Below are 24846 nucleotides of genomic sequence, written 5' to 3'. Positions count from 1 at the left end.
CGGTCCGGCCCGGGTTCAGGTGCTGCGCCAGCGCGCCACCGCGAACGAGAAGAGCCCGAAGAGGACGAGCCCCACCGCCACGGCCACCAGCAGCCACGGCCCCGCCGGGGTCTCGGCGAAGGCGCGCAGGGTGTCGTCCATGCCCTTGGCCCGCTCGGGGTCGTAGGTGACGGCGGCGCGGATCAGGAAGCCGCCGGCCGCGGCGAACACCAGGCCGCGGGCGAGCCCGCCCGCCACTCCGGTGGTGTCCACGAGCTTCCGCTGCCGCGCGGACATCCGGTGGGTGCGCAGATGCTTGTGGTACTTCCGCAGCGCCGCGCGCCCGCCCAGCACCACGCCGCCGATCACCACCGCGGCGCCCGCGGCGCCCACCAGCCACTGCCCTCCGGGCAGTCCCAGCGCGTCGGCCGTCACATCGCGCGAGCGCTTGTCGGAGGCGCCGCTGCCGCTGCCCTTGTCACCCGTGGCGAAGGCCAGTACGGAGTACGCGACGAACGTGTAGAAGACGGCCCGCGCCCCGGAGGCAAGGCGCTTGGTCGCCTTGTCGCCGTCCGGCCCCGCGGCGCCCCAGACCGCTTCGGACAGCCGCCACAGCGCCATCCCGGCCAGCGCGAGGCCCAGTGCCCACAGCAGCAGGCCACCGAAGGACTGCTCCGCCACCTGCTGGAGCGCCCCGCCCCGGTCGGCCTGTTCGCCGCCCTTCCCGCCGGTGAACGACACCTGTACCGCCAGTACCCCGACCAGCAGGTAGGTCACGCCGCGCCCGGTGAACCCGGCCCGCGCCGCGCCGCTCAGCACCGGCCGCGCCGTGGACCTGGCCTGCCGCGTCGCCTTCCCGGCGCCCGGCTTCCCAGGCCTGCCGCGGCCGCGGATACGGCCGCCCGGCTTGCGGCGTCTCGGAACGGTGATGTCCATGGATCCTCCCCATCGTCCGCTGACGGGTGCCCGCGGACGGCCACGGGAACCGCGTCAGTTCCTCCCCGGGGCGGGCCCGGGACCTGCGCGGCCGGCGGGCGGGAGAGGCGGGTGAGCGGGGGCAGTGCCCTCAGCAGTCGCAGCCGCAGTCACAACCGCAGCCGTCACAGTTGCAGTTTCCGCAGCAGTCACAGCAGTCGCAGCAATCGCCGCAGTCCAGGCACCCCTCCCGCTTCTTGCGGGACCAGGGACCCTCGTACTCCGAGGCGCAGCACAGTTGGCAGGTGCAGCACAGGCCGACGAAGGCCGCGCAGCCCGCCCAGAAGCCGCGCGGCGGCCGCTGCCGCCCCGGCCCGCGGCCTCCCGAGCCGCCCGAGCCGCCCGGGCCGCCGGTGCCGCCGTCTCCGTCGCCGCCTTGGCCGCCGTGGCCGCCCGCGAACGGATTCCCGGGGCCGTTGAGGTTGTGCGGTGCCTGACCGTAGGGCGGCCGCCCCGGCTGCTGCTGCCCGTACGGCTGCGGGGGTGGGCCGGCGTCCCCGTGCGGGTCCGCGACCGTCGCCGGTCCACCGGAGTGCGCGCACGCCGCCGAGCCGAACGCGCGGTCCACGGCGCGCGGCACCTCGTGCGCCAGCAGGGCGTGCGCCAGCCCTCGGTCCGCGAAGTCCACCGCGCGCAACGCCCGCCGGATGCCGCGTGCCGCCTCGTCGCACACCTTCCGGGCCTCGGCCGGGGTGGTGCCGGTGGCGGTGAGCGGATTCCAGGCCCCCTCCGCGGCGTCCGCCGCACGGTCCTCGACCGCGTCCAGCAGATGCGCGAGCTGTCCGAACAGGCGGCCCGCCTCGGCGAGCGGGGCCGCGTTGCCGGGGCGGCCCGCGAGGGCCGCCGTGTGCGCGAAGGCCGCCGCGGTGGCCGTCGCGGTCGGCTCGGTCACCGTCGCCAGCGGAGTGCCGGGGCCCGCGGCGCGCTCCACGTCCGTCTGCCGCTCCACCGCGTCGACCAGCAACGCCGTGTCGAAACCCAGCGCGCCGCCGGTACGGGCACCGGCCCGGTCCCAGCCCGCCGCGGTCCGGCGGGCGGCCGCGGCCAGCGGACGGCGGCGCAGCGCCCCGTCCCCGTCGGTTATGTGGTCCCTTATCTTCGCCGAGGCGAGGACCAGGGACACCGAAGCCGCCAGCCGCGCGCCCTCACCCCGGGCGACCGAGGCGGTGCGCATGCCCCGCAGCGGGCACGGTCCCGCGGTGCGGCGCCGGGATGCGGCGGTCCCCGCCTGCGCGTCGGTCAGCACGGAGACCAGCAGCCCGTCATAGTTCGTCACGATCCGCGCCAACTGCCCGTGGCCGTCGCGCAGGGCGAGGCAGAGGCCGCACAGATGCGCCGTCCACTCGGCCCTGAGCGCCTCCGGCAACCGGTGCCTGCACGGTCTGACGATCCCGAACACATGCTCCCCCGTACATCGATCGACTGCCGCGGTGCCGCGCGCAGTGCCGCGATGCTATCCACCGCCCGGACCGGCGCCCCCGGAACCCCGGACGGCGGGACGAGGACGGGGCGGCCCGGCCCCGGAAATCCGGCGGACGGACGCGGCCCGCGCTGCTACGTTGCCTGCATGCAGCAGCGCGCCGTACAGATCGCCAGGACGACGACGCCGGACGAAGTCCCGGCGCGCTGACCGACGTACCCGTCAAGCCCCGGGCCGAGTGCCCGGGGCTTCGTCGTCCCCCTCGGGCGCGGCCCGTGCCCCCGAGGGAGGACCCCATGACCGCAGCCCGCCACGACCACCGGTCGCTCGGCCGCGAGTTGCAGCTCTTCGGCACCGATCCGCTGATCGGCGCCGGACTGCCCTACTGGCTGCCGGACGGCGCCACCGTCCGGCATGCGCTGGAGGAGTACATCCGCGGCGTCGAGCGCCGCGCCGGGTACCGGCACGTCTGCTCGCCCGTCCTCGGCAAGCGCGAGCTGTACGAACTCTCCGGCCACTGGGACCACTACGCCGACGACATGTTCCCGCCCCTGGAGCGGCGCGCGGGAATCGCCGAGGGAGACCCCGAGAGGGACCCCGCGGCGGACGAAGCGGACGACGGGGCGGGGGACCGGGCCGGGGAGGTGCTGGTGCTGCGCCCCAGTCTGTGCCCGCACCACGCGGTGATCTACCGCTCCCGCCCGCACAGCTACCGCGACCTGCCGCTGCGGATGGCCGAACTCGGCACCATGTACCGGGCCGAGCGCTCCGGCGTACTCGGCGGACTCACCCGGGTACGCGCCATCCAGCTCAACGACGCACACATCTTCTGCACCCTCGACCAGGTGGCGGCCGAGGCCCGGGCGGCACTGGAGCTGATCCGGGACGCCTACCGGGCGCTCGGCATCGAGGCGGCCCGCCACCGGCTCTCGCTCCCCGCGCCGGGCGGCGACCGGCTGCCCGGCCCGGACGCGTGGCAGCGGGCCACCGCGCTGCTGACCGAGGCGCTGGAGGACGCCGGGCTGCCGTACGAGGCGGCGGAAGGGGAGGCCGCCTTCTACGGGCCCAAGATCGATGTGCAGATCGCCGACGCGGCGGGCCGGGAGGCCACCCTCTCCACCGTCCAGGTCGACCTGCACCAGCCCGAGCGCTTCGATCTGCGCTACACCGGTGCGGACGGCAAAGCCCACCGGCCGGTGATGGTGCACCGCGCCGTGATCGGCAGCGTGGAGCGCGCGGTGGCGCAGCTGATCGAGGTGCACGGAGGCGCGTTCCCCGCCTGGCTGGCGCCCGTCCAGCTCGCCGTGCTGCCGGTGTCCGAAGCGGAACTGCCCGCGGGCGAGGCGTTCGTGCGCCGCTGCACCGCCGCGGGGCTGCGCGCCGAACTCGCTCCGCCCGGAAACGGCAGCCTGGGCGCCCGGGTACGGGAGGCCCGCCGGGTCTCCTACCAGGTGGTGCTCGGCCGCCGGGAGGCCGCCGCCGGACGGATCGCGGTACGGCTGCGGGACGGACGCCGGCTCGACCCGCTGCCGGCGGACGAGGTCCTCGCGCGGATCGGCGCACTGGTGGAGCGGCACAGCACCGAGCTGTGGTGACGGCCCGGCCCCGACCCCTGCCCCTTGCCCCGGATGCCGGCGGCCCGGCCCTGTCCGTCGGGCAGTGCCGTTCCGGCCGTCCATCCGTTGGGCCGGCTCAGCGTGCCGCGTAGGCGCGGAGCCGGTCGGCGCGCGGGGTCAGGCAGCAGCTCGCGCAGCGGACGGCCTCCGCGCTGGTGTAGTAGAGGCAGCAGGTGTTGCGGAGGTAGCGCAGCCGGCGGCCGCCGTCGGCGCCGGTGACCTCGGCGAGGTCACCGAGCCGCGCCAGCTCCGGCCGCGGGCCGGTGAACTCCGCCCAGCGTCGGGCCAGCTCCTCGGGCGGGCGGGCCGCGGCGGCACTCAGCGCGGTGGCGCAGCCGTGGGCCACTCCGCCGTGCAGTTGGCGCAGTCCGGCACGGGTCGCACCGCGCAGCGCGGCGGCGAGCGGCAGCAGATGGGAGTCCAGCACGGCCCCGTGGAGCGCCGCGAGCGTGCCGGCCGGTTCGGCGGAGGGCGCCGCAAGCAGCCGCGGGGTCCGCAGCCGAACGCCCGCGATCCCGTGGCCGCCGGGCCGCACCAGGACGTTCCGCGGCCGCACGTCCCACACGCGCCCGTCGAGCACCCAGCCGAGCACTGCCGCGGCCGTCACCCGCCCCGCGTACACCGCGATCAGGGTGAGTGCGGCGGCGTGTGCCGAACGGTGCCCGCTGCTCTGCGACTCGGCGGCCAGCAGCCGCTCCAGTTCGGCGCTGTCCGCGCTCAGCAGGCGGTCCGCGGGCAGCCACGCCCCGGCGGCGGTCTCCGCCGGAGGCGGCTCGCCCGGCAGCATGTGGTAGCGGGGGCCGTGCGCCGAGGCCAGGTCCGTCAGGGCGCACAGCGCCGTCAGTCCGTCCGGCTCGGCGGGCCCGTCCGAGCCGGTCATCCCCGCGCCCCTTCCCGCGGCTCCTGCGCCCCCCGCGGATCCGGCACCCCTCGCGGCTCCCGCGGCGGCAGGTACACCACCGTCGGCGCACCCGTCTCCGGATGCATGTGCACCTGGGCCCGCACTCCGTACACCTCGGCCAGCAGTTCCGGGGTGAGCACGTCCTCGGGTGTGCCGTCCGCCACGACCCGGCCCGCCTCCAGCACGTACAGCCGGTCGCAGAAGTACGCGGCGAGGTTGAGGTCGTGCAGCGCCAGCAGACCGGTGGCGGGCAGGTCCCGGACGAGCGCCAGCAACTCCCACTGATAGCGCACGTCCAGATGGTTGGTCGGCTCGTCCAGCACCAGCAGTCCGGGGTCCTGCACCAATGCGCGGGCCACCAGCACCCGCTGCCGCTCGCCGCCGGACAGCTCGTCGAAGGGCCGCCCGGCCAGCGCGGTGGCCCCCGTCCGCTCCAGCGCTTCGGCGACCCGGGCCGCGTCCGCTGCGGTGTCGCCCTCCCAGAACCGTTTGTGCGGGGAGCGGCCCATCGCCACGATCCGGCCCGCGGTCAGCCCGAACCCGCTGCCCGCGTCCTGCGGCACGGCCGCCACCCGCCTCGCCCGGGCCTTGACGCTCAGCGCGGCTGCGTCGTGGCCGCCCAGCGTGATCCGGCCGCCGGTGGGCCGCAGCGTCCCGTAGACGCACCGCAGCAGGGTGGTCTTGCCGCTGCCGTTCGGTCCGACGACCCCGACGGTCTCGCCCGGGGCGGCCCGCAGGTGCACCCCGTCCAGCAGGACGCGCCCCTGGGCCGCCCGGTAGGACACCTCCTCGACGCCCAGGTCGTGCGGTGCCGTCACCCCATCACCCCCTCGGTGCGTCGGGTGCGGCGCAGCAGCCACAGGAAGAACGGCCCGCCGGTGAGGGCCGTCAGCACGCCGACCGGGATCTCCTCGGGCGCCGCCACCGTGCGCGCCGCCAGATCGGCCAGCACCAGGAAGGCCGCTCCGCCCAGCGCCGCGACGGGGAGCAGCGCCCGGTGCCCGGCACCGACCGCCATCCGCGCCGCGTGCGGCACCATCAGTCCGACGAAGCCGATCGCGCCGCTCACCGTGACCAGCACCGCCGTCACCAGGGAGACCAGGACGAACGAGGCCGCGCGGAAGCGTCCGGTGTCCAGCCCCAGCACGGTGGCGCCCTCCTCGCCGACCAGCAGCAGGTCCAGCGGCCTGGCCAGCGCCAGCAGCAGGGCGAGCCCGGCGCCCAGCACCAGCGCGGGCAGCAGCAGGGTGTGCCAGCGTGCCTGGCCCAGACCGCCCAGCGTCCAGAAGAGGATGGCCCGCAGATGCTCGTTCTCCGCCGAGGTCACCAGTACCAGGCTGGTCAGCGCGGAGAGTATGTACTGCACCGCGACTCCGGCCAGCACCAGTCGTCCCGTCGTCACCGCCGCGCCGCTCCGCGCCATCGCGTAGACCGTGACCATCGCCAGCAGCGCCCCGGCGAACGCGCCCGCCTGCATCGAGACGGCCCCGACGCCCAGGACGACGACCAGGACGGCGCCCGTGGAGGCGCCGGAGGAGATGCCCAGCAGATACGGATCGGCCAGCGGATTGCGCACCAGCGCCTGCAGCACCGCGCCCACCAGCGCCAGTCCGGCGCCGACGACGGCGGCCAGCAGCACCCGCGGCAGCCGCACATCGAGCACGATGGTGGTGAACGGGCCCGGCTGTGCCCGGCCGGTCAGGGCCGCCAGCACGTCGGCGAGCGGGATCCGCGCCGCGCCGAGCGCCAGCCCGGCCAGCGCCCCGGCGACCAGGACGGCGGCAAGCACGCCGCACACCAGGGCACACCGCAGCGGAGCGGCGGCGGTGCGCGGCGCGGCGCCACCGCGCGTCACCCGCGTCCTCCGGGTGCTACTGCGCACCGGCGTCACCGGCGTCGTCCGGGTGCAGCTGCCGGGCCAGTGCGTCCACCGCGTCGGGCACCCGCGGGCCCAGCACCGCCGAGGAGAGCGGCAGCACGGCGAACCGCTCGTGCTTGATCGCGGGCACGTCCGCCAGCGCGGGATCCTCCAGCAGCCGCTTCTTCTTCTGCGCGACGGTCGTCCCGCCGTAGTCGTAGAGCACCACGACGTCCGGCTCGCGCTTGACGACCTGTTCCCAGGAGACGTCGGCGAACGTCTTGTCGAGGTCGGCGAAGACGTTGCGGGCGCCGGCCCGGCGCAGGATCTCGTCCCCGATGCCCGCGCCGCCCGCCGTGAACGCCGAGCTCTCCCCGCTGTCGTAGACGAACACCCGGGTGTGCTCCGTCCCCTTCAGCCGCTTCGCGGTGGCCGCCAGTTGCCGGTCCTGCTTCCGGGCCAGCGCCGCCGCGCGCTCCGGCACGCCGAAGATCCGGCCGACCTCGCGGAACTCCCGATGCAGCGTCTCGATGTCCACGTCCTCGGTGCAGGACTCCAGGTTGAGCCGGGTCCTGACGCCGCTCTCCCGCAGCGCCGCGCGCGACCGCCCCTCCGTCTTGTCGAAGGAGCTGGCGTAGCCGCCGTAGACGAAGTCCGGTGCGGCGCCCAGCAGCGTCTCCTTGGACGGGTACTTCTTCGCCAGCACGTCGATGCCGCGGTAGGCCTTCGCGTAGCGGGGCAGGATCCGGTCGTCCAGGTAGGCGGTGCCGGCCATCCGGTCCTGCAGGCCGAGCGCCAGCATGATCTCGGTGACGTGCTGGTTCATGGTCACCGCCCGGCGCGGCGGCTCGGTGAAGGTGGTCTTCTCCCCGCAGTTGGTGACGGTGTACGGGAAACCCTCGGCGGAGGAGCCGCGCGCGTCCCCGCCCCCGCCGCCGGATCCTCCGGCGCAGGCGGTCAGGGACATCAGCAGCAGCGAGGTGAGGACCGCGCGGCCGGTGCGGTGCGGCGGGCGCGGGGGCGGGGCGGGCCGGCCGGCGGCTGCCGAGCGGGTGCGGGCGGCTGCCGGGGGACGGCCCGGCACGAGGGCGCGGATACGGCGCGGTCGGCGCATGGCCAGCAGATCCTTCTCCGTCAGAGGCCCGATCGCGGGGCCCGGCGTCGTACCGCGCCGGGGCTGTCCGGGCGCGGCCGCCAGCAGGTCTTCGGGCTCGGGACTGCGGGGGCGGTGCGCCTTCCCGGGGGCTGCGCCCCAGTGGCCTCGTGCACGCCCCAGTCCCACACCGCTGCGCGTCAGCTCCGGATTCGCACCGGATTCCCTGACCCGATCAAGGGTTTGACTGGCTGCTGCAACGTACCACGCACCCGGACGCCGGGGACGGGCGCGGCAGTGCCCCGGAACCCTGCGTAGGGGGAGAGGAGAAGGGACCCCGGGGCTTTACCCGGCCCCGGGGTCCTGGGTGCCGCTCGTTCGCACGCCCTGACGGTTCATGGGCGGATCGTTCGGCGATGTCCTCGCGTGGAGCCACTCCACCACGGCGCAGCGTGGATGCGCCGGCTGGGTTCGAACCAGCGTCTCGAGGTCGTCACCGCCCCGGTTGCCGGGCGATGAACGGCGATGCTGAGCGTGGAGCGAGAGGTTGAGACTGACCGGCGCCTGCGAGACACAGTGCGGCCGGGGGTTCACACATCAGCTTCAGTTTCAGCTTTGCGCTCCTGGCGCACCCCGGGCCGACGGGGCGTCGGCCCCCTGGCCCGGGGAGTCTGGGGTGTCGGTCGTCGTGGGCACTCTCCCGGATCGGTCGGGCGGACGGCACACGGACGGCCGCACGGTCAGGATACGGAGGGCCGGGACCCTCGCACCGGAACGGGGCACCGGTGCGAGGGGTCAGGCGAACAGGTACCCGAAGACGGCCTCGCCGGCCCGCTTGTCGGCGACCTCGGTGCCGTTGGCCTCCTCGCGGGCGAACTTCACCGCGGCGGCCAGCTTGTCCAGCCGCTCCAGCAGTTCGTTGACCCGCCGGGCCGGGAGGGCCCCGGAGTACTTGACCGTGGTCCAGTAGCCGACGGGGATGTCCTCGTAGTAGACCTCGACCTGGGCCGGGTGCTTCTCGGTGGCCTCCGCCTTGACGTGGTTGCGCGGCACCTTCTTGGTGCGCACCGTGCGGACCTGCTCCGTCTTCCACCAGTCGGTGGAGGGGTCGATCTCCCACGCCTCCGCGCCGTCCAGGATCGGCAGTTTCCGCAGGAACGAGCCGAGTTCGCCCAGCTGCTTCTCCAGGAACAGCAGGTAGGAGACCGGCACGTCGGAGAGCACCGTGCGGCCGTCCACCGTGACGTCCGCGCGGGCCGAGAGGTTCGACCAGTCCTTGGTGGCCGTCACATCGAACAGCCGCGTGAGGATCTTCGCCGTTTCCTTCAGTACATCCTCGGCCTTGACCTGGACGCGGGTCGACTCCGGCGGAAGCTGCTCGCCCTCTTCGTCCTTGGGCTGGTACGTACGCGAGATACCCGCGAGCATCTGCGGTTTCGTCAGCCCGTGCTGGGCCTGCGCCAGGTCCTGCACCACCTTGGACTTGACGCCCTTCTCGACTGCGATGATCTGATTCAGCTTCGCCACGAAAGCGAAGCTAGCAGCCCGACTCGGCGCACAGCCACAGGTTTTGTTCGACGGTGCTCCGGAGCGGCCCTCACACATCCGGGTGAAAAAGGATGTTCGTCATTCCAGGGCGGGTAGGCCGACTCCGCACCGAATCGACGAGCCGAGGGACGAACGTTGTCGCAACCCTTCGAACTGCCCGACTTCTACGTGCCCCACCCCGCCCGTCTCAACCCGCACGTCGACCAGGCGCGCACCCATTCCCGGGAGTGGGCACGGCAGATGGGGATGCTGGAGGGGTCCGGGATCTGGGACACCGCCGACCTGGACGCGCACGACTACGCGCTGCTGTGCGCCTACACCCACCCGGACGCCACCGCCGACGACCTGGCGCTGGTCACGGACTGGTACGTGTGGGTCTTCTTCTTCGACGACCACTTCCTGGAGGAGTTCAAACGCACCCAGGACCGCGCGGGCGGCAAGGCGTACCTGGACCGGCTGCCGCTGTTCATGCCGCTGGAGGACGACCCGGCGGCGCAGCCGCCCGCTCCGGCCAACCCGGTCGAGGCGGGGCTGGCCGACCTGTGGGCCAGGACGGTGCCGTCGATGTCGGCGGACTGGCGTGCGCGGTTCGCGCTCAGCACCGAGAACCTGCTCAACGAGTCGCTCTGGGAGCTGTCCAACATCAATATCGGCCGGGTGCCCAACCCGGTCGAGTACATCGAGATGCGCCGCAAGGTCGGCGGCGCTCCCTGGTCGGCCGGGCTGGTGGAGTTCGCCGAGCACGCCGAGGTGCCCGCGGCCGTCGCCGCGTCCCGTCCTTTGTGCGTGCTGCGCGACACCTTCTCCGACGCCGTGCACCTGCGCAACGACCTGTTCTCCTACGAGCGCGAGATCGGCGACGAGGGCGAACTGTCCAACGGCGTGCTGGTGCTGGAGACGTTCCTGGAGTGCACCACCCAGGAGGCCGCCGAGTCCGTGAACGACCTGCTGACCTCCCGGCTCCAGCAGTTCGAGCACACGGCGCTGACCGAACTGCCGGCGCTCTGCGCCGAGGCGGGGCTGGACGCGGCCGCCTGCGCCGATGTCGCCGCCTACGTCAAGGGGCTCCAGGACTGGCAGTCGGGCGGCCACGAGTGGCACATGCGCTCCAGCCGCTACATGAACGGCGGGGGAGCGGTCGCCGGGCGCCCGGCGCGGCTGCCGTTCGTCCCCTCGGGGCCGGGCACCTCGGCGTTGGCGACGCTGCGACCCGCCCCCCGCGCGCAGGCGCGCCGGGCCCGCTCCTTCGCGCACGTACCGCACGAGCGCACCGGCCCCTCGGTGCTGCCGCAGTTCGAGATGCCCTTCGCCGACCGGCTCAGCCCGCATCTGGACGGCGCCCGGGAGCGGGTCGTCGCCTGGGCGCACGGGACGGGGCTGCTGGGCCCGCAGCCGGACGTGGCGGGCGGCCGGGTGTGGGACGAGGAGCTGATCCGGGACTACGACCTGCCGCTGTGCGCCGCCGGAATCCACCCGGATGCGACAGCCGCCCAACTCGACCTGAGTTCGGCCTGGCTGGCCTGGGGCACCTGGGGCGACGACTACTATCCGGTCCGCTTCGGCCGCACCCGGGACCTGGCGGGCGCCAGGGAGTGCACCCGGAGGCTCTCCCTCTTCATGCCCGTCGACGGGGAGTCCGCGCCGCCGCCGGGCAGTCCGCTGGAGTGCTCGCTGGCCGACCTGTGGGCCAGGACGGCAGGGCCGATGCCGCCCGCCAAGCGCCGCCGCTTCCGCACCGCCATCGAGGTGATGGCCGAGAGCTGGCTGTGGGAGCTGGACAACCAGGCGCTCAACCGCATCCCCGACCCCGTCGACTACGTCGAGATGCGGCGCAGGACCTTCGGCTCCGACCTGACGATGAGCCTGTGCCGGCTGGCCCAGCCGGACACGATCCCGGAGGCCGTCTACCGCAGCGGGCCCGTGAAGTCGCTGGAGAACGCCGCCGCCGACTATGCATGCCTGCTCAACGACGTCTTCTCCTACCAGAAGGAGATCGAGTTCGAGGGCGAGCTGCACAACGGTGTGCTGGTCGTGCGCAACTTCTTCGACTGCGACTACCCCACCGCGCTGCGCATCGTCGACGACCTGATGAAGTCCCGGATGCGGCAGTTCCAGCACGTGGCCGCGCACGAGTTCCCTGTGCTCTACGACGACTTCGCGCTCGACGAGGCGAGCCGGGCCGCGCTGGACGGCTATGTGCGGGAGCTGGAGAACTGGATGTCCGGGATCCTGGTGTGGCACCGCGACTGCCGCCGCTACGGGGAGGCCGATCTGCGCCGCCACTTCCTTCCTAACTGGCCGTTCGACGGCCCGACGGGGCTGGGGACGTCGGCTGCCCGGCTGGCGGCGCGGTAGCCGCGGCGACCGGCTGCGGGGGGCGCGGGCTCCGGCCCCGGGAGCGGGAGACCGCGACCCCCGCCAGGCACAGCAGACCGCCGCCCAGGGCCAGGGGGCCGGGCACCTCGTCCAGGACGATCCAGGACATCAGCACGACGAGGACGGGCACGACGTAGGTGGTGGATCCCATCCGGCCCGCGGTGCTGCGGGAGAGCGCGTAGGCCCAGGTGGAGAAGGCCAGCGCGGTCGGGAACACGCCGAGGTAGACGGTGTTGAGGGTGGCGGACAGCGGCGCGTCCGCCATGTCGGAGACCAGGTGCCCGCCGAACGGCAGGCAGGCGACGAATCCGATCAGGCAGCTGAACGCGGTGACCTGGAGCGGGGAGGCGTGCCGCAGCGCGGGCTTCTGGCTGACGACCCCGACCGCGTAGGCGACGGCGGCCAGCACGCACAGCACCACTCCCAGGGGCGAGGAGCCCCCGCCGTCGGAGACGGACAGGCCGACCACGACGGCACCCGCGAAGGAGACCGCCATTCCGGCCAGCAGCCGGGCGGGGAAGCCCTCCTTGAGCAGCCAGCCGCCCAGCAGCGCCATCAGGATGGGGCCGATGTTGACGAGCATGGCGGCCGTCCCGGCGTCCACGAGGCGCTCACCCCAGTTGAGGACGACCATGTAGCCGCCGAACCACAGCAGTCCGGAGGTGATGATGCCGGGCCAGGCGGCGCGCGGTGGGATTCCCTCCCGGCGCACGAGGAGCACCGCGCACAGGACGAGGGCCCCGGCTCCCAGCCGCCCCAGGGCCAGTGCACCGGGGGTGAAGTGTTCACCGGTACTGCGGATGGAGACGAACGACGAGGCCCACAGCACGACCGTGACGGCGGCCGCCAACAGTGCCTTGGCATCGGTGCGTCTTGCGTCTGCCGCCATGGGGGCTCCTTCATGAGTTCGCCTGACCGACCGTGATGTCAGGACCGTAGAGCACCCATGCTCATGACGCCACCGGTTTTCCGGCGCCCCGGCTCCGGCGCGGCGGAGCCGGTCCCGCCCCGCCCGGCCGAGGGTGCGGGCGGGGCGGCGCGGGAGGACGGGATCAGGGCAGCAGCGAGCGCACCAGACGGCAGGTGGTGAGGGACGGCGGGTGCACGCCGATGCGGTGCGCCGTCGTACGGATGGTGCGGTTCCGGGCCTGCGCGGCGGTGTGGACGCCGGTGTCGAGCAGGGCTATCGCGATCCGCATGGCCTTGAGGCGTCGGTTGTGCGCCTCGTACCACTCGCGCGGCCGGCCGGCCGGAAGCGGCTTCTTGGGCAGCACGGGAAGGGTGGACATCTTCGGCAGGGGCTGCTGCTGCGGAATCGCAGTGCGGGTGGTGCGGGTCGTGGGGCGGGAGTGCGAACGAGGGGTTCGGGAACGGACAGCAGTCATCGACGGCCTCCTCCAGACGTCGGTGCGCTTCCTGATTACTACCCCATATCCTACCCCGCCCCACCGACAAAACCCGCTGGTCACCCGGGAATTCGGGACTCGTGTTCGATTATGCGGCGGTCTCCTGCGCCGCCTCTCGCACGGGCTCCCGCGCCGCCTCTCGCGCACCCGGTGCGACGGACTCGTGCGTGCCCTGCCCGGGGGCTGCCGGGCGGCCGAAGTCCCGCAGGATCTGCTCCGTCGCGCGCTCGGCCGAACGCAGTGCCCCGCGCGGTGTGCTGGTGTCCCGGTGCTCCCCGCACACGTACAGGCCCGACAGCACCCGGACCGGACGCCGCGGGTCGTGCGGTGCGGGCATCGCCGGTACCGCGTCCGGATCGTGGTAGGCGGCCAGCAGCTCCCAGCGGTCCGTCGGCACCCCGTAGACACGGGCCAGTTGGCGGCGGGCGGCCGCGTCCAGTGCGGCGGCCGGCTCGCTCGCACGCGTGCCCAGTACGACCGAGGTCAGCAGTGCCCGGCCCGGTGCGGCACGTGACGGGTCCACCGCCGAGGCCGCCCAGGTGTGGCTGACCGGACCCGGCTCCGCCACCTCCCGCTCGGCGCACACGGTGAACGACGGTCCGTCCGCACCCGGCGGGAGGGGCTCGGGAGCGGCGTGGTGCAGCACGGTCACCGGATGGAACTCCGGTACCCGCAGCCCCGGCAACAGCGCGGCGGCCGAACGGGCACCGGTGGCCACCAGCGCCGCCTCGCAGCCGAACGTGCCGTGCTCGGCGGTGCGGACGGCGTGCGTGCTCACCGAGGTGACGCGCACGCCCGTGCGTATCGAGTCCGGCGGCAGCGCGGCGGCCAGCAACTCCACGGCGGCTTCCTGACCGCCTGCCGGTACGCCCAGACCGCCGCGGGCGAAACCGCGCAGGGTCAGATCGGCGACCCGGCTGGAGGTGGTCAGCGCGGGATCCGACAGCAGCGCGGTGAGCAGCGGACGCACCAGCGTCTCCGCGGGACGGGTCGGCAGCCCGCGTGCGGACAGCGCCTGGCCGGCCGGCAGTTCGGGCCGCGACAGCAGACCCTGGGGCGGTACCGCGGCGAACCGGTCCAGGGAGGCGCGCAGCCGGACGAGGCCCAGCGCGTCGGACATGTCGGCCCGGCTCCGCGCTCCCGTGAGCGCACGTGCGGTGGTGAGTGCGCCCCGAGTGCTCCCTGCGCCCCTGGTGCGCCGGTCGAACAGCACCGCACGGCCTGTCCGCTGCGGCGGCAAGCGACGCTCCGCCGACCGGGCCGCCACCCGGTGGGTGCGGCCCTCCGAGTGCAGCAGCGCCCCCGGCGGGAACGGGCGCAGCGCGAGCCCCTCCAGGGCCGGCAGCCGGGTGAGCGCCTCCGCGTCCCGGTCCAGGCTGAGCACACCGGGACTCCGGTCCAGCCGGAACCCCTGGACGCGGTCGGTCCGTGACCGGCCCCCGACGCGGTGCGCCGCCTCCAGGACCAGGACGCGCAACCCCGCGGCGGTCAGCCGGTGCGCCGCGGCCAGTCCGGCCAGTCCCGCTCCGACGATCACCACGTCCGCGGTCCTGGCCCTGCCCCGGCCCTCCACCTCCTCGTCGCCGGTCCCGGTCCGGGTGCCTGCGTATGCGCTGCTGATCAGCACGTTTCCTCCCGACGTCGACGCGCGTACGAGCCGATGGGTCTGCCTTCTCGCTGCTGCCTGTTCTCGTGCTGTGCGGCTGTGCGGCTGTGCGGCCGTGCAGTTGCTGTGTGGCGGTGCGTGTGTCCGGCGGTGCGGCGGTGCGTGTGTCCGGCTGTGCGTCTCCGCGTCCGTGCGTGTGCGGATCCGTGTGCCGCGAGTGCTGCCCGCGGCTGCTGTGCGTGCCGGTGTCCGCGCCTGTGCGGGCGCGTTCCGACCTGTCCGTGTACGTGGGGCCCTGTGCTGCTGCGGGCGCCGGCTGCCGTCCTGATGCCCCGGCGCGCTCAGCTCATACCCGTGTTCGAGCGTTCGTGTGCCGCCGTCCGTGCGGTACGTCGCGCGAGGGGCGCCCGGATGCACATCCCCGGCGTCCACCGCCGTGGCGCACCGCTCCCGGATCCGATTCCGGCTCTCCTCCGGCGCCCTGCGCCCGGGCCCCCGCCGGAGGGGAGACGGTTCACAGGGCGGCGCGGATGGCCTCCGTGACCGTGGGGAAGGCGAACCGGAAGCCCGCGTCCAGCAACCGGCGGGGCAGGACGCGCTGGCTGCCCAGCACGTCCCCGGCGAACTCGCCCAGGGCGGCCCGCAGGACGGGTGCGGGCACCGGGAACGGGGTGGGGCGGCGCAGTACGTGCCCCATGGCGGCGGTCACCTCGCGGTTGGTGGCCGGTTCCGGTGCGGTCAGGTTCACCGGGCCGGCCGGTGCGTCCTCGTCCAACAGGAACCGCAGCGCCGCCACATGGTCGTGCAGGGCGATATGGCTCCAGTACTGCCGCCCGTCACCCAGCCGCCCCCCGAGGCCCGCCTTGAACAGCGGGAAGAGCCGCCCCCACGCCCCGCCGCCGCGGGCGACGACCAGGCCGGTGCGGCCCAGGACCGTGCGGATCCCGGCGTCCTGCGCGGCACCGGCCGCCGCTTCCCAGTCCTGGCACAGCTCCGCCAGGAACCCCTCGCCGGGCGGGGCGGACTCGTCGACGGCCCGGTCCCCGGTGTCGCCGTAGTAGCCGATCGCCGAGCCGACGATCAGGGTGCGGGGCGGGGTGTCCAGTCCGGCCAGCGCCTCGGCGACGGTCCGGGTGCCCTGCACCCGGCTGTCGCGCAGCTCGCGCTTGTAGCTGTCCGTCCAGCGGTGATCGCCGATGCCGGCGCCCGCCAGATGGACGACGGCCTCGCACCCGGCCAGCCCCGCGGTGTCCACCCGGCCCGCTCTCGGGTCCCACCGCACCTCGTCGGCCGCGGCCGCGGGGCGCCGCACCAGCCGCAGTACGTCGTGGCCCTCTGCCCGCAGGGAGCGGGTGAGCGCCGAGCCGATGAGTCCGCTGGATCCGGTGACCGCGATACGCATGCGCCCATCCTGACGTATGCCCCGGGCCGTTGTCGGCTGCGGCTCACAGTCCGCGTACGGCGGCGATCGTGAACGGCGTCCGCGGCGTGCCCGGTCCCATCGGGCCGCCCCGGTCGAACTGCGAGCGGACCACGTACGGCGTGCCGCGCGAGCGGGTCGGCGCCGTGGCGGTTGCAGGCCGCGGAGTGCGGTGGCCGTGACGGCGACGAGCGCGGCCAGGGCGCTGCGGCGGCCAGCGGAGTGAGGTGCCGGGGTCACTCGCCCCGGAAGCGGTCCCACAGCCGGGGCAGGCGGTCGGCCAGCGCCCCGGTGTCCTCCAGGTCGAGGGCGACGCCCTCCGGGTCGGCCGGAGCCTCCGGCAGCCCCAGGTCGGGCAGGACGGTGCCGGTGAGCTGCTCGTACGCCTCGTCCGCCGCGAAGCCCAGCTCCTCGCCGTCGCCGTCCAGCTCCTCGTCGAAGTCGTCCAGCAGTTCGGCGAGCGCGTCCGCGTCGTGGGCAGCGCCCTCGAAGACCTCCCGGCCCTGGCCGATCAGCCAGCAGCGGAACGCGTCGAAGACGTCGTCGCTCGCGCCGTCCAGCAGGATCCAGGCGGCCGCCCACAGATCCCACTGGTAGGCGCGGTTGTAGCGCGACTCGAAGTGGCGGGCGAAGTACGTCACCGCGTCGGGATCGAGCTGCGTCAGCCGCTCGACCAGCAGATCCGCCTGTTCCTGGGGGTCACTGTCGGCCTCCTGCCGGGTGGAGTCGATCAGCTCCCAGAACTCCGTCTCGTCCATCACGCACTCAGCATCGGGCCTGGAGGCCCGCAACGCACGCGGAGTGCGCCAGATGCGGCTGTGTCGTTACGAGAGGTGCACCGCACGGCGATTCCGGTTCCGATACCCGACAGGCGGTGTCCGGTATCCCCGGCAGTGTGTCCCGCCCGGACGGACGCGGCAGCGGCGCCCGGCCGGACGCCGCTGCACGCCGAGGTGTGCAGCGGCACACCGGTCATATCGGGCACGCCGAGGTATGCCGAGGATGCCGTGAGAGGTCCGTGCGGAGCCATGAGAAGTCGTCAGCGGCGCGGGAAGCCGCGAGAGGAGCAACAGGTGCAGGAGCAGAGCAGTTCCCCGGGGCCGCTGGCCGGCAAGGTCGCCCTGGTCGCCGGAGCCACCAGGGGAGCGGGCCGGGCGATGGCCGTCGAACTGTGCCGCGCCGGGGCCGCCGTCTACGCCACCGGCCGTACCACCCGCGCCACGATCAGCGAGGTCGGCCGGGCGAGCGAGACGATCGAGGAGACGGCCGAACTGGCGAGCGAAGCCGGTCGGGAGAGCGGGGGCAGTGCGACCGCCGTCGCCGTCGACCACCTCGACCCCGGCCGGGTGCGTGCGCTGATCGACCGCATCGACCGGGAGGCGGGCGCGCTCGACATCCTGGTCAACGACCTGTGGGGCGGTGACCATCTGGTCGGCTGGGGCAAGAAGCTGTGGGAGCACGACCTGGCCGACGGGCTGCGGGTGCTGCGGCTGAGCATCGACGCCCACCTGATCACCAGCAGCCACGCGCTGCCGCTGCTGACCCGGCGTCCGGGCGGACTGCTCGTCGAGGTCACCGACGGCACCGAGGAGTACAACCGGCGCTACCGGGAACCGGTCTACTACGACCTGGCCAAGTCCGCGCCGCTGCGCGTCGCCCGGGCGCTGGCCCAGGAGACCGAGGAGCACGGCACCACCGTGGTCTGTCTGACCCCGGGCTGGCTGCGCTCGGAGGCGATGCTGGACACCCACTTCCGGGTGACGGAGGAGAACTGGCGGGACGGCTGCGCCGTCGACCCGCACTTCGCCATCTCCGAGAGCCCCGTCTTCGTGGGCCGCGCCGTGGCCGCGCTCGCCACCGACCCGCAGCGGGCGCGCTGGAGCGGGCAGTCCCTCTCCAGCGGCGGGCTGGCCCGGGTCTACGGCTTCACCGACACGGACGGCTCGGCGCCGGACGCCTGGCGCTACCTCGTCGACATCGAGCAGGCCGACGCCGACACGCCGGTGGACGCGGCCGACTACCGCTGAGCGTCCGGGTCCGTGCCGTCCGGGTAGAGGGCCGCCGTCCGCCGCGCCGCGTCCGCGAAGCGCTGCCGCAGCGACGGCGGCCCCAGGACCTCGCACTCCGGACCCAGGGTCAGGAGCTGTTCGAAGCCCACCTCTTCGCTCTCCACCCCCAGCACCACCGTCGTGCGGCCCCGCCCGTCCACGGTGCCGCCCGCCAGCGCCTCGTCGGCAGCGGCCCGGTCGGTGACGTACCGCAGCCTGCGGACGCCCGGGGCGGTGAGCCGCACCGTCACCTCCGACCGCAGCAGCGAGTGCGCGAACGCCGCCGCGTGCTCCGTCCAGAAGCCCGCCAGGTCGAATCCGCCGTCCCGGTCGAAGTGCGCGTCGTGCACGGCGACCTCAGTGAACCGGCCCACCCGGTAGACCCGCCAGGGGGACCGGTCCACACGGCCCGCGTCCGCGGGGACGCGGGCCGCCAGATACCATCGGCCCGCCTTCAGGACCAGGCCGTGCGGCTCCAGCGTCCGCTCGACCTCCCGGTCACCGGGCGCATTCCCGCGGCGGTAGCGGACCAGAATCCTCCGGTCGGACCAGACGGCGTCGGCCAGTGCGGGCAGCTGCGCCGGGGTCTCGGGCGCCTGCCACCAGCCGGGTGCGTCCAGATGGAAGCGCTGCGCCGCACTGCCGTGCACATCGCCCAGCGCCGGGTCCAGCGCCGCCGAGACCTTCAGCCGCGCCGCCGAGGCCGCGTCGGCCAACCCCAGATCCCGCAACGCCGAGGGCACCCCGGACAGGAACAGCGCCTCCGCCTCGCCGCGGCCCATCCCGGTCAGCCGGGTGCGGTAGCCGCCGACCAGCCGGTATCCGCCCGCACGTCCGCGGTCCGCGTATACCGGCACGCCCGCTTCGGAGAGTGCCAGGACATCGCGTGAGACAGTACGCTCGGAGACCTCCAGTTCCGCTGCGAGCTCCGCGGCGGTCATCTCCCGCCGTGCCTGGAGCAGCAGCACCATCCTGATCAGCCGGGCTGCCCGCATGCTGAATACTCCTCCCGTGGGCCGTGGCCCGCTGTTAACGTTCCGCCCGTTATACAGCGAACTAGGAAACGGTCATGTCTCAGCAAAATCGCGAACAGCGCGAACAGTGGGGCTCGCGGGCCGGATTCCTGATGGCGGCCATCGGTTCCGCCGTCGGGTTGGGAAACATCTGGCGCTTTCCCGCTGAGGCCTACAAGAACGGCGGCGGGGCCTTTCTGCTCCCGTATCTCGTCGCGCTGCTCACAGCGGGCCTCCCGCTGCTCATCCTCGAATACACCGTCGGCCGGAAGTACCGGAAGTCGCCGCCCGCGGCCTTCCGGCAGATCTCCCGCCCGGCCGAGGCGATCGGCTGGTGGCAGGTCGCCATCTGCTTCGTCATCGCCTCCTATTACGCCGTGATCGTGGCGTGGGCCGTACGGTACGCCGGATTCTCCTTCGGCAAGGACTGGGGCGACGACCCCGAGGGCTTCTTCGGCGGCGACTTCCTGCACGCCGCGGCCGAACCCGGACTCCCCAGCTCCTTCGTCGGCAACGTCTTCTGGCCGCTGCTCGCCGTATGGCTGATCGTGCTGATCATCCTGGCGCTGGGTGTGCGCCGCGGCATCGAACGGGCCAACAAGATCTTCATCCCGGCCCTGGTGGTCTTCTTCGTCGTCCTGGTGGTCCGCGCCGTGACGCTGGACGGCGCGGCCAAGGGACTGGACGCCCTCTTCGCCCCCGACTGGAGCGCGCTGACCGACGGCAGCGTCTGGGTCGCCGCCTACGGGCAGATCTTCTTCTCGCTCTCCATCGGCTTCGGCATCATGGTCACCTACGCCTCCTACCTGGGCCGGCGCGCAGACCTGACCGGCTCCGCGCTGGTGGCAGGCTTCGCCAACAGCTCCTTCGAGATCCTGGCCGGTATCGGAGTCTTCGCCACTCTGGGCTTCATGGCGCAGTCCAGCGGCGCCGCCGTCGGCGACGTCGTCAGCGAAGGAGTGGGGCTGGCCTTCATCGCCTTCCCGGCGGTCATCTCGCAGATGCCACTGGGCGCGGCCTTCGGGGTGGTCTTCTTCGTCTCGCTGGCCATCGCGGGGCTCTCCTCGCTGATCAGCATCGTGCAGGTGGTCATCTCGGCCGTGCAGGACCGCACCGGCATGCGCCGGGTGCCCGCCGTGTGGACCGTCGGCGGCCTGCTGGCGGTGGTCTCGCTGGCGCTCTTCCCCACGGACGCGGGCCTGTCCCTGCTGGACGCGGCCGACCACTTCATCAACCAGTACGGCATCGCGCTCGCCGCGCTCGTCTTCCTGATCGTCATGGCCTGGGTACTGCGCCGGCTGCGGACCTTCCAGGCCCACGCCGACGAGACCTCGGCCGTGCGGCTGGGCACCTGGTGGCGGGTCTGCCTGGGGGTCATCACCCCGCTGGTGCTCGGCTGGATGATGATCGACAGCTTCCGCAAGGAGCTGGACGAGAACTACGCCGGATACCCCCTCTCCTTCCTCGCCTGGGCCGGATGGGGCGTCGCCGCCGGCGCGCTGCTGGTGGGTGTGCTGATCTCGCTCATCCCCTGGCGCGGGGCACCCGGTGGGGGAGAGGCCGAGAGCACTGCCGACAGTGAGGAGGTGCGCTGATGTCGACCGGAGCCATCGTGATGATGGCCGTGGCCATCCTCATCGTCTGGGGTGGCCTGGTAGCCGCCATTCTCCGACTGCGCAAGCACCCCGAGCCGGAGTGACCGGACCGCGGTGACCGGTGACCGGCGCTGACGCCGGTCGCCGGAGCAGCGCGAAGGCCCTGCCCCCGCGGATGGATCCGGGGGCAGGGCCTTCGTGTGCTGCGGCTGTGTTCTTCCGCCGCGTTCCCGGCGGAGCTCTTCCGAGCCGCCGGGGACGCGGCGGACCGCGTCAGGCCAGGCCGTACTTCTCGGCGGCGCGGCGGACGTCCTCCGCCTTGACCTCGCCCCGGCGCGCGAGCCGGGACAGCGCGGCGACCACGACCGACTCGGCGTCCACACCGAAGTAGCGGCGCGCTGCCTCCCGGGTGTCGGAGAGCCCGAACCCGTCCGTACCCAGCGAGGCCCAGTCCTGCTCCACCCACTGGCTGATCTGGTCGGGTACGGCCCGCATCCAGTCGCTGACCGCCAGCACCGGGCCGGGAGCGCCCTCCAGCGCGCGGGTCACATACGGCACCCGCTCCTCGCCGCGCAGCGCGGCGGCGTCGCACTCCATGGCCTCGCGCCGCAGCTCCGTCCAGGACGGCGCCGACCACACGTCGGCCGCCACGCCCCACTCCTCGGCGAGGATCCGCTGCGCCTCCAGCACCCAGTGGATCGCCGTACCGGAGGCCAGGAGCTGGATGCGCGGCGCGTCGTCGGCGGCGTCCGCCGCCTCCTGGAAGCGGTACAGCCCCTTGAGGATGCCCTCCTCGACGCCCTCGCCCGCGGGCATGGGCGGCTGCACCTTGGTCTCGTTGTAGACCGTCAGGTAGTAGAAGACGTCCTCCTGCGCCGCCGCGTCCGGGCCGTACATCCGGCGCAGACCCTCCTTGACGATGGCGCCGACCTCGTAGGCGAACGCCGGGTCGTAGGAGACGACCGCCGGATTGGTGGAGGCCAGCAGGTGCGAGTGGCCGTCGGCGTGCTGGAGGCCTTCACCGGTCATCGTGGTGCGGCCCGCGGTGGCGCCGATGACGAAGCCGCGGCCGAGCTGGTCGGCCAGCGCCCAGAACTGGTCCGCGGTGCGCTGGAACCCGAACATCGAGTAGAAGATGTAGAACGGGATCATCGGTTCGCCGTGGGTGGCGTACGACGTCGCGGCCGCGGTGAAGTCCGCCAGCGAACCGGCCTCGGTGATCCCCTCGTTGAGGATCTGGCCTTCCTCGGCCTCCTTGTAGTACAGCAGCTGGTCGCGGTCGACCGGGTCGTAGTTCTGGCCGAGCGGCGAGTAGATGCCGGCCGAGGGGAACAGCGACTCCATACCGAAGGTGCGGGCCTCGTCGGGCACGATCGGTACCCAGCGCTTCCCGGTCTCCTTGTCCCGCATCAGGTCCTTGACCAGCCGCACGAACGCCATCGTGGTGGCGATCTCCTGCGAGCCGGAGCCCTTCTTGAGCACGTCGAAGGGTTTGTCGGCGGGCGCGGGCAGACCGACCGGGTGCACCCTGCGGGCCGGGGCCGGACCGCCCAGCTCGGCGCGCCGCTCCTGGAGGTAGCGCACCTCGGGGGAGTCGGCACCCGGGTGGACGTACGGCACCAGCTCGTCGTCCAGCTTGCTGTCCGGGATCGGCAGCTCCAGCAGGTCCCGCATGGCGCGGAACTCCTTGCCCGTGAGCTTCTTCATCTGGTGGTTGGCGTTCCGGGACTCGAAGCCCGGGCCCAGCGTCCAGCCCTTGACCGTCTGCGCCAGGATCACCGTCGGCGCGCCCTTGTGCTCGACGGCCGCCCTGTAGGCCGCGTACACCTTGCGCGGCTCGTGGCCGGCGCGGGAGGACGTGAACAGCTCGGTGATCTTGTCGTCGGTCAGCAGCCTGCCGAGCTCGGTGAGCGCGGGGGAGGCGCCGAAGAAGTGTTCGCGGATGTAGGCCGCGTCGCGGGTGGCGTAGGTCTGGAACTGCGCGTCCGGCACCTCGCGCAGCCGGCGGGTCAGCGCACCGGTGGTGTCGAGCGCGAAGACCTCGTCCCAGGCGCTGCCCCACAGCGACTTCACGACGTTCCACCCGGCCGCGCGGAACTGGGTCTCCAGCTCCTGCACGATCTTGAAGTTGGCCCGCACCGGGCCGTCGAGGCGCTGGAGGTTGCAGTTGATCACGAAGGTGAGGTTGTCCAGCTGCTCGCGCCCGGCCAGGGCCAGCGCCGCGGTCGACTCCGGCTCGTCCATCTCGCCGTCGCCGAGGAAGGCCCACACATGCGATCCGGCGGTGTCCTTGACGCCGCGGTGGGTCAGATAGCGGTTGAAGCGCGCCTGGTAGATCGCCGAGATCGGGCCCAGACCCATGGAGACGGTGGGGAACTCCCACAGCCAGGGCAGCCGCCGCGGGTGCGGGTACGAGGGCAGTCCCTCGCCGCCGGCCTCCTGCCGGAAGCGGTCCAGATGCCCCTCGGTGAGCCGCCCGTCGAGGAAGGCGCGGGCGTAGACGCCGGGGGAGGCGTGCCCCTGGACGTAGAGCTGGTCGCCGGAGCCGTCCTCGCCTTCCTTCCCGCGGAAGAAGTGCTGGAACCCGGTCTCGTAGAGCCAGGCGGCGGAGGCGAAGGTGGCTATGTGGCCGCCGAGCCCCTGGCGGCTGCCGCGGGTGACCATGGCCGCCGCGTTCCAGCGGTTCCACGCCGTGATGCGGGATTCCATCGCCTCGTCGCCCGGGAAGGCGGGCTCGGCCGAGGTCGGGATCGTGTTGACGTACTCCGTCTCCAGCAGCGCCGGTACGGCCAGGCCGCTGTTCCGGGCGTGCTCGACGGTACGACGCACCAGGTATGCGGCTCGTTCGTCGCCCGCGTGTGCCGCTACGGCGTCGAGCGACTCGCGCCACTCGCCGGTCTCCTGCGGATCACGGTCCGGGAGCTGGTCCAGCTCGCTCGGACACGACGGGCGTACGGGATCGGGCATGGTGGCCACCTTCCGGACGTGTAGGCCCCTCCAAACGGGTCGGGAGGGCGGTTGTGCGGGTGGGTCGTGGACCCTGACGGGCAGGACAGGGGAACCCAACGAAGGGACTGTACGCCTCTGATCGATGATCGATCAAAGGTTCTGAAGGGGAAATCCGCCCGCAGACCGAAAATGGCATTCCGTGCCCCGAAATTCGGCACCGAATGCCAGGCTGCCGCGCCTCAGTCCCGCGGAGCGGGCGCACAGCCCAGCACGTGCTCCTTGACCAGCGCACCGATGTGCGGATCGCGGCGCTCGATGGCCGCCATGACGGCCTCGTGCTCCTCCGCGTACGACTCCTGCACCGTCCCCAGCCAGCGGATCGACAGCGCCGTCCACACCTCGATCCCCAGCCCCTCCCAGGTGTGCAGCAGCACGCTGTTGCCCGCGGCGCGCACCAGCTCCCGGTGGAAGGCCACCGTGTGCCGCACCTGGGCCTCCCCGTCCCCGAGCCGGTCCGCCTCGTACAGCGCTGCCACGTGGGGCCGCAGCGCGGAGACGTCCCCGGCCAGCCGGGGCACCGCCAGCTCGGCCGCGATCTGCTCCAGCCCGGCCCGCACCGGGTAGATCTCCTCCAGATCCGCCGCCGACAGCTCCCGCACCCGCACGCCCTTGTTCGGCGCCGACTCGATCAGCCGCAACGCCTCCAGCTCCCGCAGCGCCTCCCGCACCGGCGTCTGGCTGACCTCCAGCTCCACCGCGATCCGCCGCTCCACGATCCGCTCGCCAGGCTTCCACCGCCCGCTGACGATCCCCTCCACGATCCGCTCGCGGATCTGCTCGCGCAGCGACTGGACGACGGGCGGGGTCATGAAGATGCTCCTCGCAACGAGGTGGTGGGCTCCTAGACGATACGGCGTGACCGGGCACGCAGTGCCACTGCGTACGGTGAGGTATCCGTCACGCGAATTCTCCGGCGTCGGCGATCGGGACGCCCACCGGCACCGCGGCGGACAGGCAGGACCGCGAGACATCCGGTGGGCGGG

General features: G+C 73.4%; 20 protein-coding genes and 1 riboswitch. Of the genes, 5 read left to right on the top strand and 15 right to left on the bottom strand.

Annotated features, from left to right (window positions below; translation table 11 throughout):
• Nucleotides 1–15: 15 nt before the first annotated feature.
• Together ACFYMO_RS08760 and ACFYMO_RS08755 are read right to left on the bottom strand one after the other, a co-directional pair.
• Nucleotides 16–915, bottom strand: coding sequence for a DUF1206 domain-containing protein (locus ACFYMO_RS08760; protein WP_366774001.1), 900 nt, complete (start codon nt 913–915; stop codon nt 16–18).
• Between the two features lie 130 nt (nt 916–1045).
• On the bottom strand, nt 1046–2353 hold the full coding sequence (locus tag ACFYMO_RS08755; RefSeq protein WP_388545188.1) for a DUF5685 family protein: 1308 nt from the start codon (nt 2351–2353) through the stop codon (nt 1046–1048).
• 317 nt (nt 2354–2670) lie between these two features.
• Between ACFYMO_RS08755 and thrS the strand changes: the two genes are divergently transcribed.
• Nucleotides 2671–3969: a threonine--tRNA ligase gene (gene thrS / locus ACFYMO_RS08750; protein ID WP_366773999.1), complete on the top strand. Its 1299-nt coding sequence runs from the start codon at nt 2671–2673 to the stop codon at nt 3967–3969.
• A 97-nt stretch (nt 3970–4066) separates the two neighbouring features.
• On the opposite strand, the gene ACFYMO_RS08745 is transcribed toward thrS, so the two are convergent.
• The 5 genes from ACFYMO_RS08745 to ACFYMO_RS08725 all read right to left on the bottom strand — a co-directional run bounded on the left by ACFYMO_RS08745 (nt 4067) and on the right by ACFYMO_RS08725 (nt 9369).
• On the bottom strand, nt 4067–4870 hold the full coding sequence (locus ACFYMO_RS08745; RefSeq protein WP_366773998.1) for a (2Fe-2S)-binding protein: 804 nt from the start codon (nt 4868–4870) through the stop codon (nt 4067–4069).
• Complete coding sequence (locus ACFYMO_RS08740; RefSeq protein ID WP_366773997.1) at nt 4867–5709, bottom strand: ABC transporter ATP-binding protein; 843 nt, start codon at nt 5707–5709, stop codon at nt 4867–4869. The genes ACFYMO_RS08745 and ACFYMO_RS08740 overlap by 4 nt, the downstream gene beginning before the upstream one ends.
• On the bottom strand, nt 5706–6746 hold the full coding sequence (locus tag ACFYMO_RS08735) for a FecCD family ABC transporter permease (RefSeq protein ID WP_388545183.1): 1041 nt from the start codon (nt 6744–6746) through the stop codon (nt 5706–5708). Before ACFYMO_RS08735 ends, ACFYMO_RS08740 begins: the two co-directional genes overlap by 4 nt.
• Nucleotides 6747–6762: 16 nt before the next feature.
• Nucleotides 6763–7716 (bottom strand): ABC transporter substrate-binding protein, encoded by a 954-nt coding sequence (locus tag ACFYMO_RS08730; protein ID WP_388545251.1) that lies wholly within the window; start codon nt 7714–7716, stop codon nt 6763–6765.
• A gap of 211 nt (nt 7717–7927) precedes the next feature.
• A riboswitch (cobalamin riboswitch) is annotated at nt 7928–8109 on the bottom strand.
• A gap of 528 nt (nt 8110–8637) precedes the next feature.
• Nucleotides 8638–9369 carry a hypothetical protein gene (locus ACFYMO_RS08725; protein WP_276475010.1) on the bottom strand — a complete coding sequence of 244 codons (732 nt, stop codon included), beginning with the start codon at nt 9367–9369 and terminating at the stop codon, nt 8638–8640.
• A gap of 156 nt (nt 9370–9525) precedes the next feature.
• Between ACFYMO_RS08725 and ACFYMO_RS08720 the strand changes: the two genes are divergently transcribed.
• On the top strand, nt 9526–11745 hold the full coding sequence (locus tag ACFYMO_RS08720) for a germacradienol/geosmin synthase (RefSeq protein WP_366773996.1): 2220 nt from the start codon (nt 9526–9528) through the stop codon (nt 11743–11745).
• Here the strand turns inward: ACFYMO_RS08720 and ACFYMO_RS08715 are convergent.
• From ACFYMO_RS08715 to ACFYMO_RS08695, 5 genes are all read right to left on the bottom strand, one after another.
• A complete protein-coding gene (locus ACFYMO_RS08715; RefSeq protein ID WP_366773995.1) occupies nt 11681–12655 on the bottom strand; it encodes a DMT family transporter in 975 nt (324 codons plus the stop codon). The genes ACFYMO_RS08720 and ACFYMO_RS08715 overlap by 65 nt on opposite strands.
• 163 nt (nt 12656–12818) lie before the next feature.
• Nucleotides 12819–13055: a hypothetical protein gene (locus ACFYMO_RS08710; RefSeq protein ID WP_366774020.1), complete on the bottom strand. Its 237-nt coding sequence runs from the start codon at nt 13053–13055 to the stop codon at nt 12819–12821.
• A gap of 205 nt (nt 13056–13260) precedes the next feature.
• Nucleotides 13261–14799: an FAD-dependent oxidoreductase gene (locus tag ACFYMO_RS08705; RefSeq protein WP_388545178.1), complete on the bottom strand. Its 1539-nt coding sequence runs from the start codon at nt 14797–14799 to the stop codon at nt 13261–13263.
• Between the two features lie 493 nt (nt 14800–15292).
• A complete protein-coding gene (locus tag ACFYMO_RS08700) occupies nt 15293–16180 on the bottom strand; it encodes a TIGR01777 family oxidoreductase (protein WP_366773994.1) in 888 nt (295 codons plus the stop codon).
• A 254-nt stretch (nt 16181–16434) separates the two neighbouring features.
• Nucleotides 16435–16956, bottom strand: a complete 522-nt coding sequence (locus ACFYMO_RS08695) for a DUF4240 domain-containing protein (protein WP_019358720.1) — start codon at nt 16954–16956, stop codon at nt 16435–16437.
• Between the two features lie 315 nt (nt 16957–17271).
• On the opposite strand from ACFYMO_RS08695, the gene ACFYMO_RS08690 reads away from it, so the two are divergent.
• Nucleotides 17272–18225: an SDR family oxidoreductase gene (locus ACFYMO_RS08690; protein WP_366773993.1), complete on the top strand. Its 954-nt coding sequence runs from the start codon at nt 17272–17274 to the stop codon at nt 18223–18225.
• On the opposite strand, the gene ACFYMO_RS08685 is transcribed toward ACFYMO_RS08690, so the two are convergent.
• On the bottom strand, nt 18216–19241 hold the full coding sequence (locus ACFYMO_RS08685; protein ID WP_366773992.1) for a WYL domain-containing protein: 1026 nt from the start codon (nt 19239–19241) through the stop codon (nt 18216–18218). The two genes, ACFYMO_RS08690 and ACFYMO_RS08685, sit on opposite strands and share 10 nt — an antisense overlap.
• Before the next feature lie 74 nt (nt 19242–19315).
• On the opposite strand from ACFYMO_RS08685, the gene ACFYMO_RS08680 reads away from it, so the two are divergent.
• Both ACFYMO_RS08680 and ACFYMO_RS08675 read left to right on the top strand, forming a co-directional pair.
• Nucleotides 19316–20854, top strand: coding sequence for a sodium-dependent transporter (locus ACFYMO_RS08680; RefSeq protein WP_366773991.1), 1539 nt, complete (start codon nt 19316–19318; stop codon nt 20852–20854).
• Entirely contained in the window at nt 20854–20958 is a 105-nt protein-coding gene (locus ACFYMO_RS08675) for a methionine/alanine import family NSS transporter small subunit (RefSeq protein ID WP_019358716.1), read from the top strand. The genes ACFYMO_RS08680 and ACFYMO_RS08675 overlap by 1 nt, the downstream gene beginning before the upstream one ends.
• Before the next feature lie 169 nt (nt 20959–21127).
• Here the strand turns inward: ACFYMO_RS08675 and aceE are convergent, their stop codons facing one another.
• A complete protein-coding gene (gene aceE / locus ACFYMO_RS08670) occupies nt 21128–23821 on the bottom strand; it encodes a pyruvate dehydrogenase (acetyl-transferring), homodimeric type (protein ID WP_366773990.1) in 2694 nt (897 codons plus the stop codon).
• 221 nt (nt 23822–24042) lie between these two features.
• The gene (locus ACFYMO_RS08665; protein ID WP_388545172.1) at nt 24043–24672 is read right to left on the bottom strand and encodes a GntR family transcriptional regulator; all 630 of its coding nucleotides are present in this window, start codon (nt 24670–24672) and stop codon (nt 24043–24045) included.
• Nucleotides 24673–24846 lie beyond the last annotated feature (174 nt).

Source organism: Streptomyces sp. NPDC007025, from assembly GCF_042869455.1.
Lineage (GTDB): Bacteria > Actinomycetota > Actinomycetes > Streptomycetales > Streptomycetaceae > Streptomyces.
Note: the sequence above shows the minus strand (reverse complement) of the source record. Positions and strands in the feature narration are given on the sequence as shown.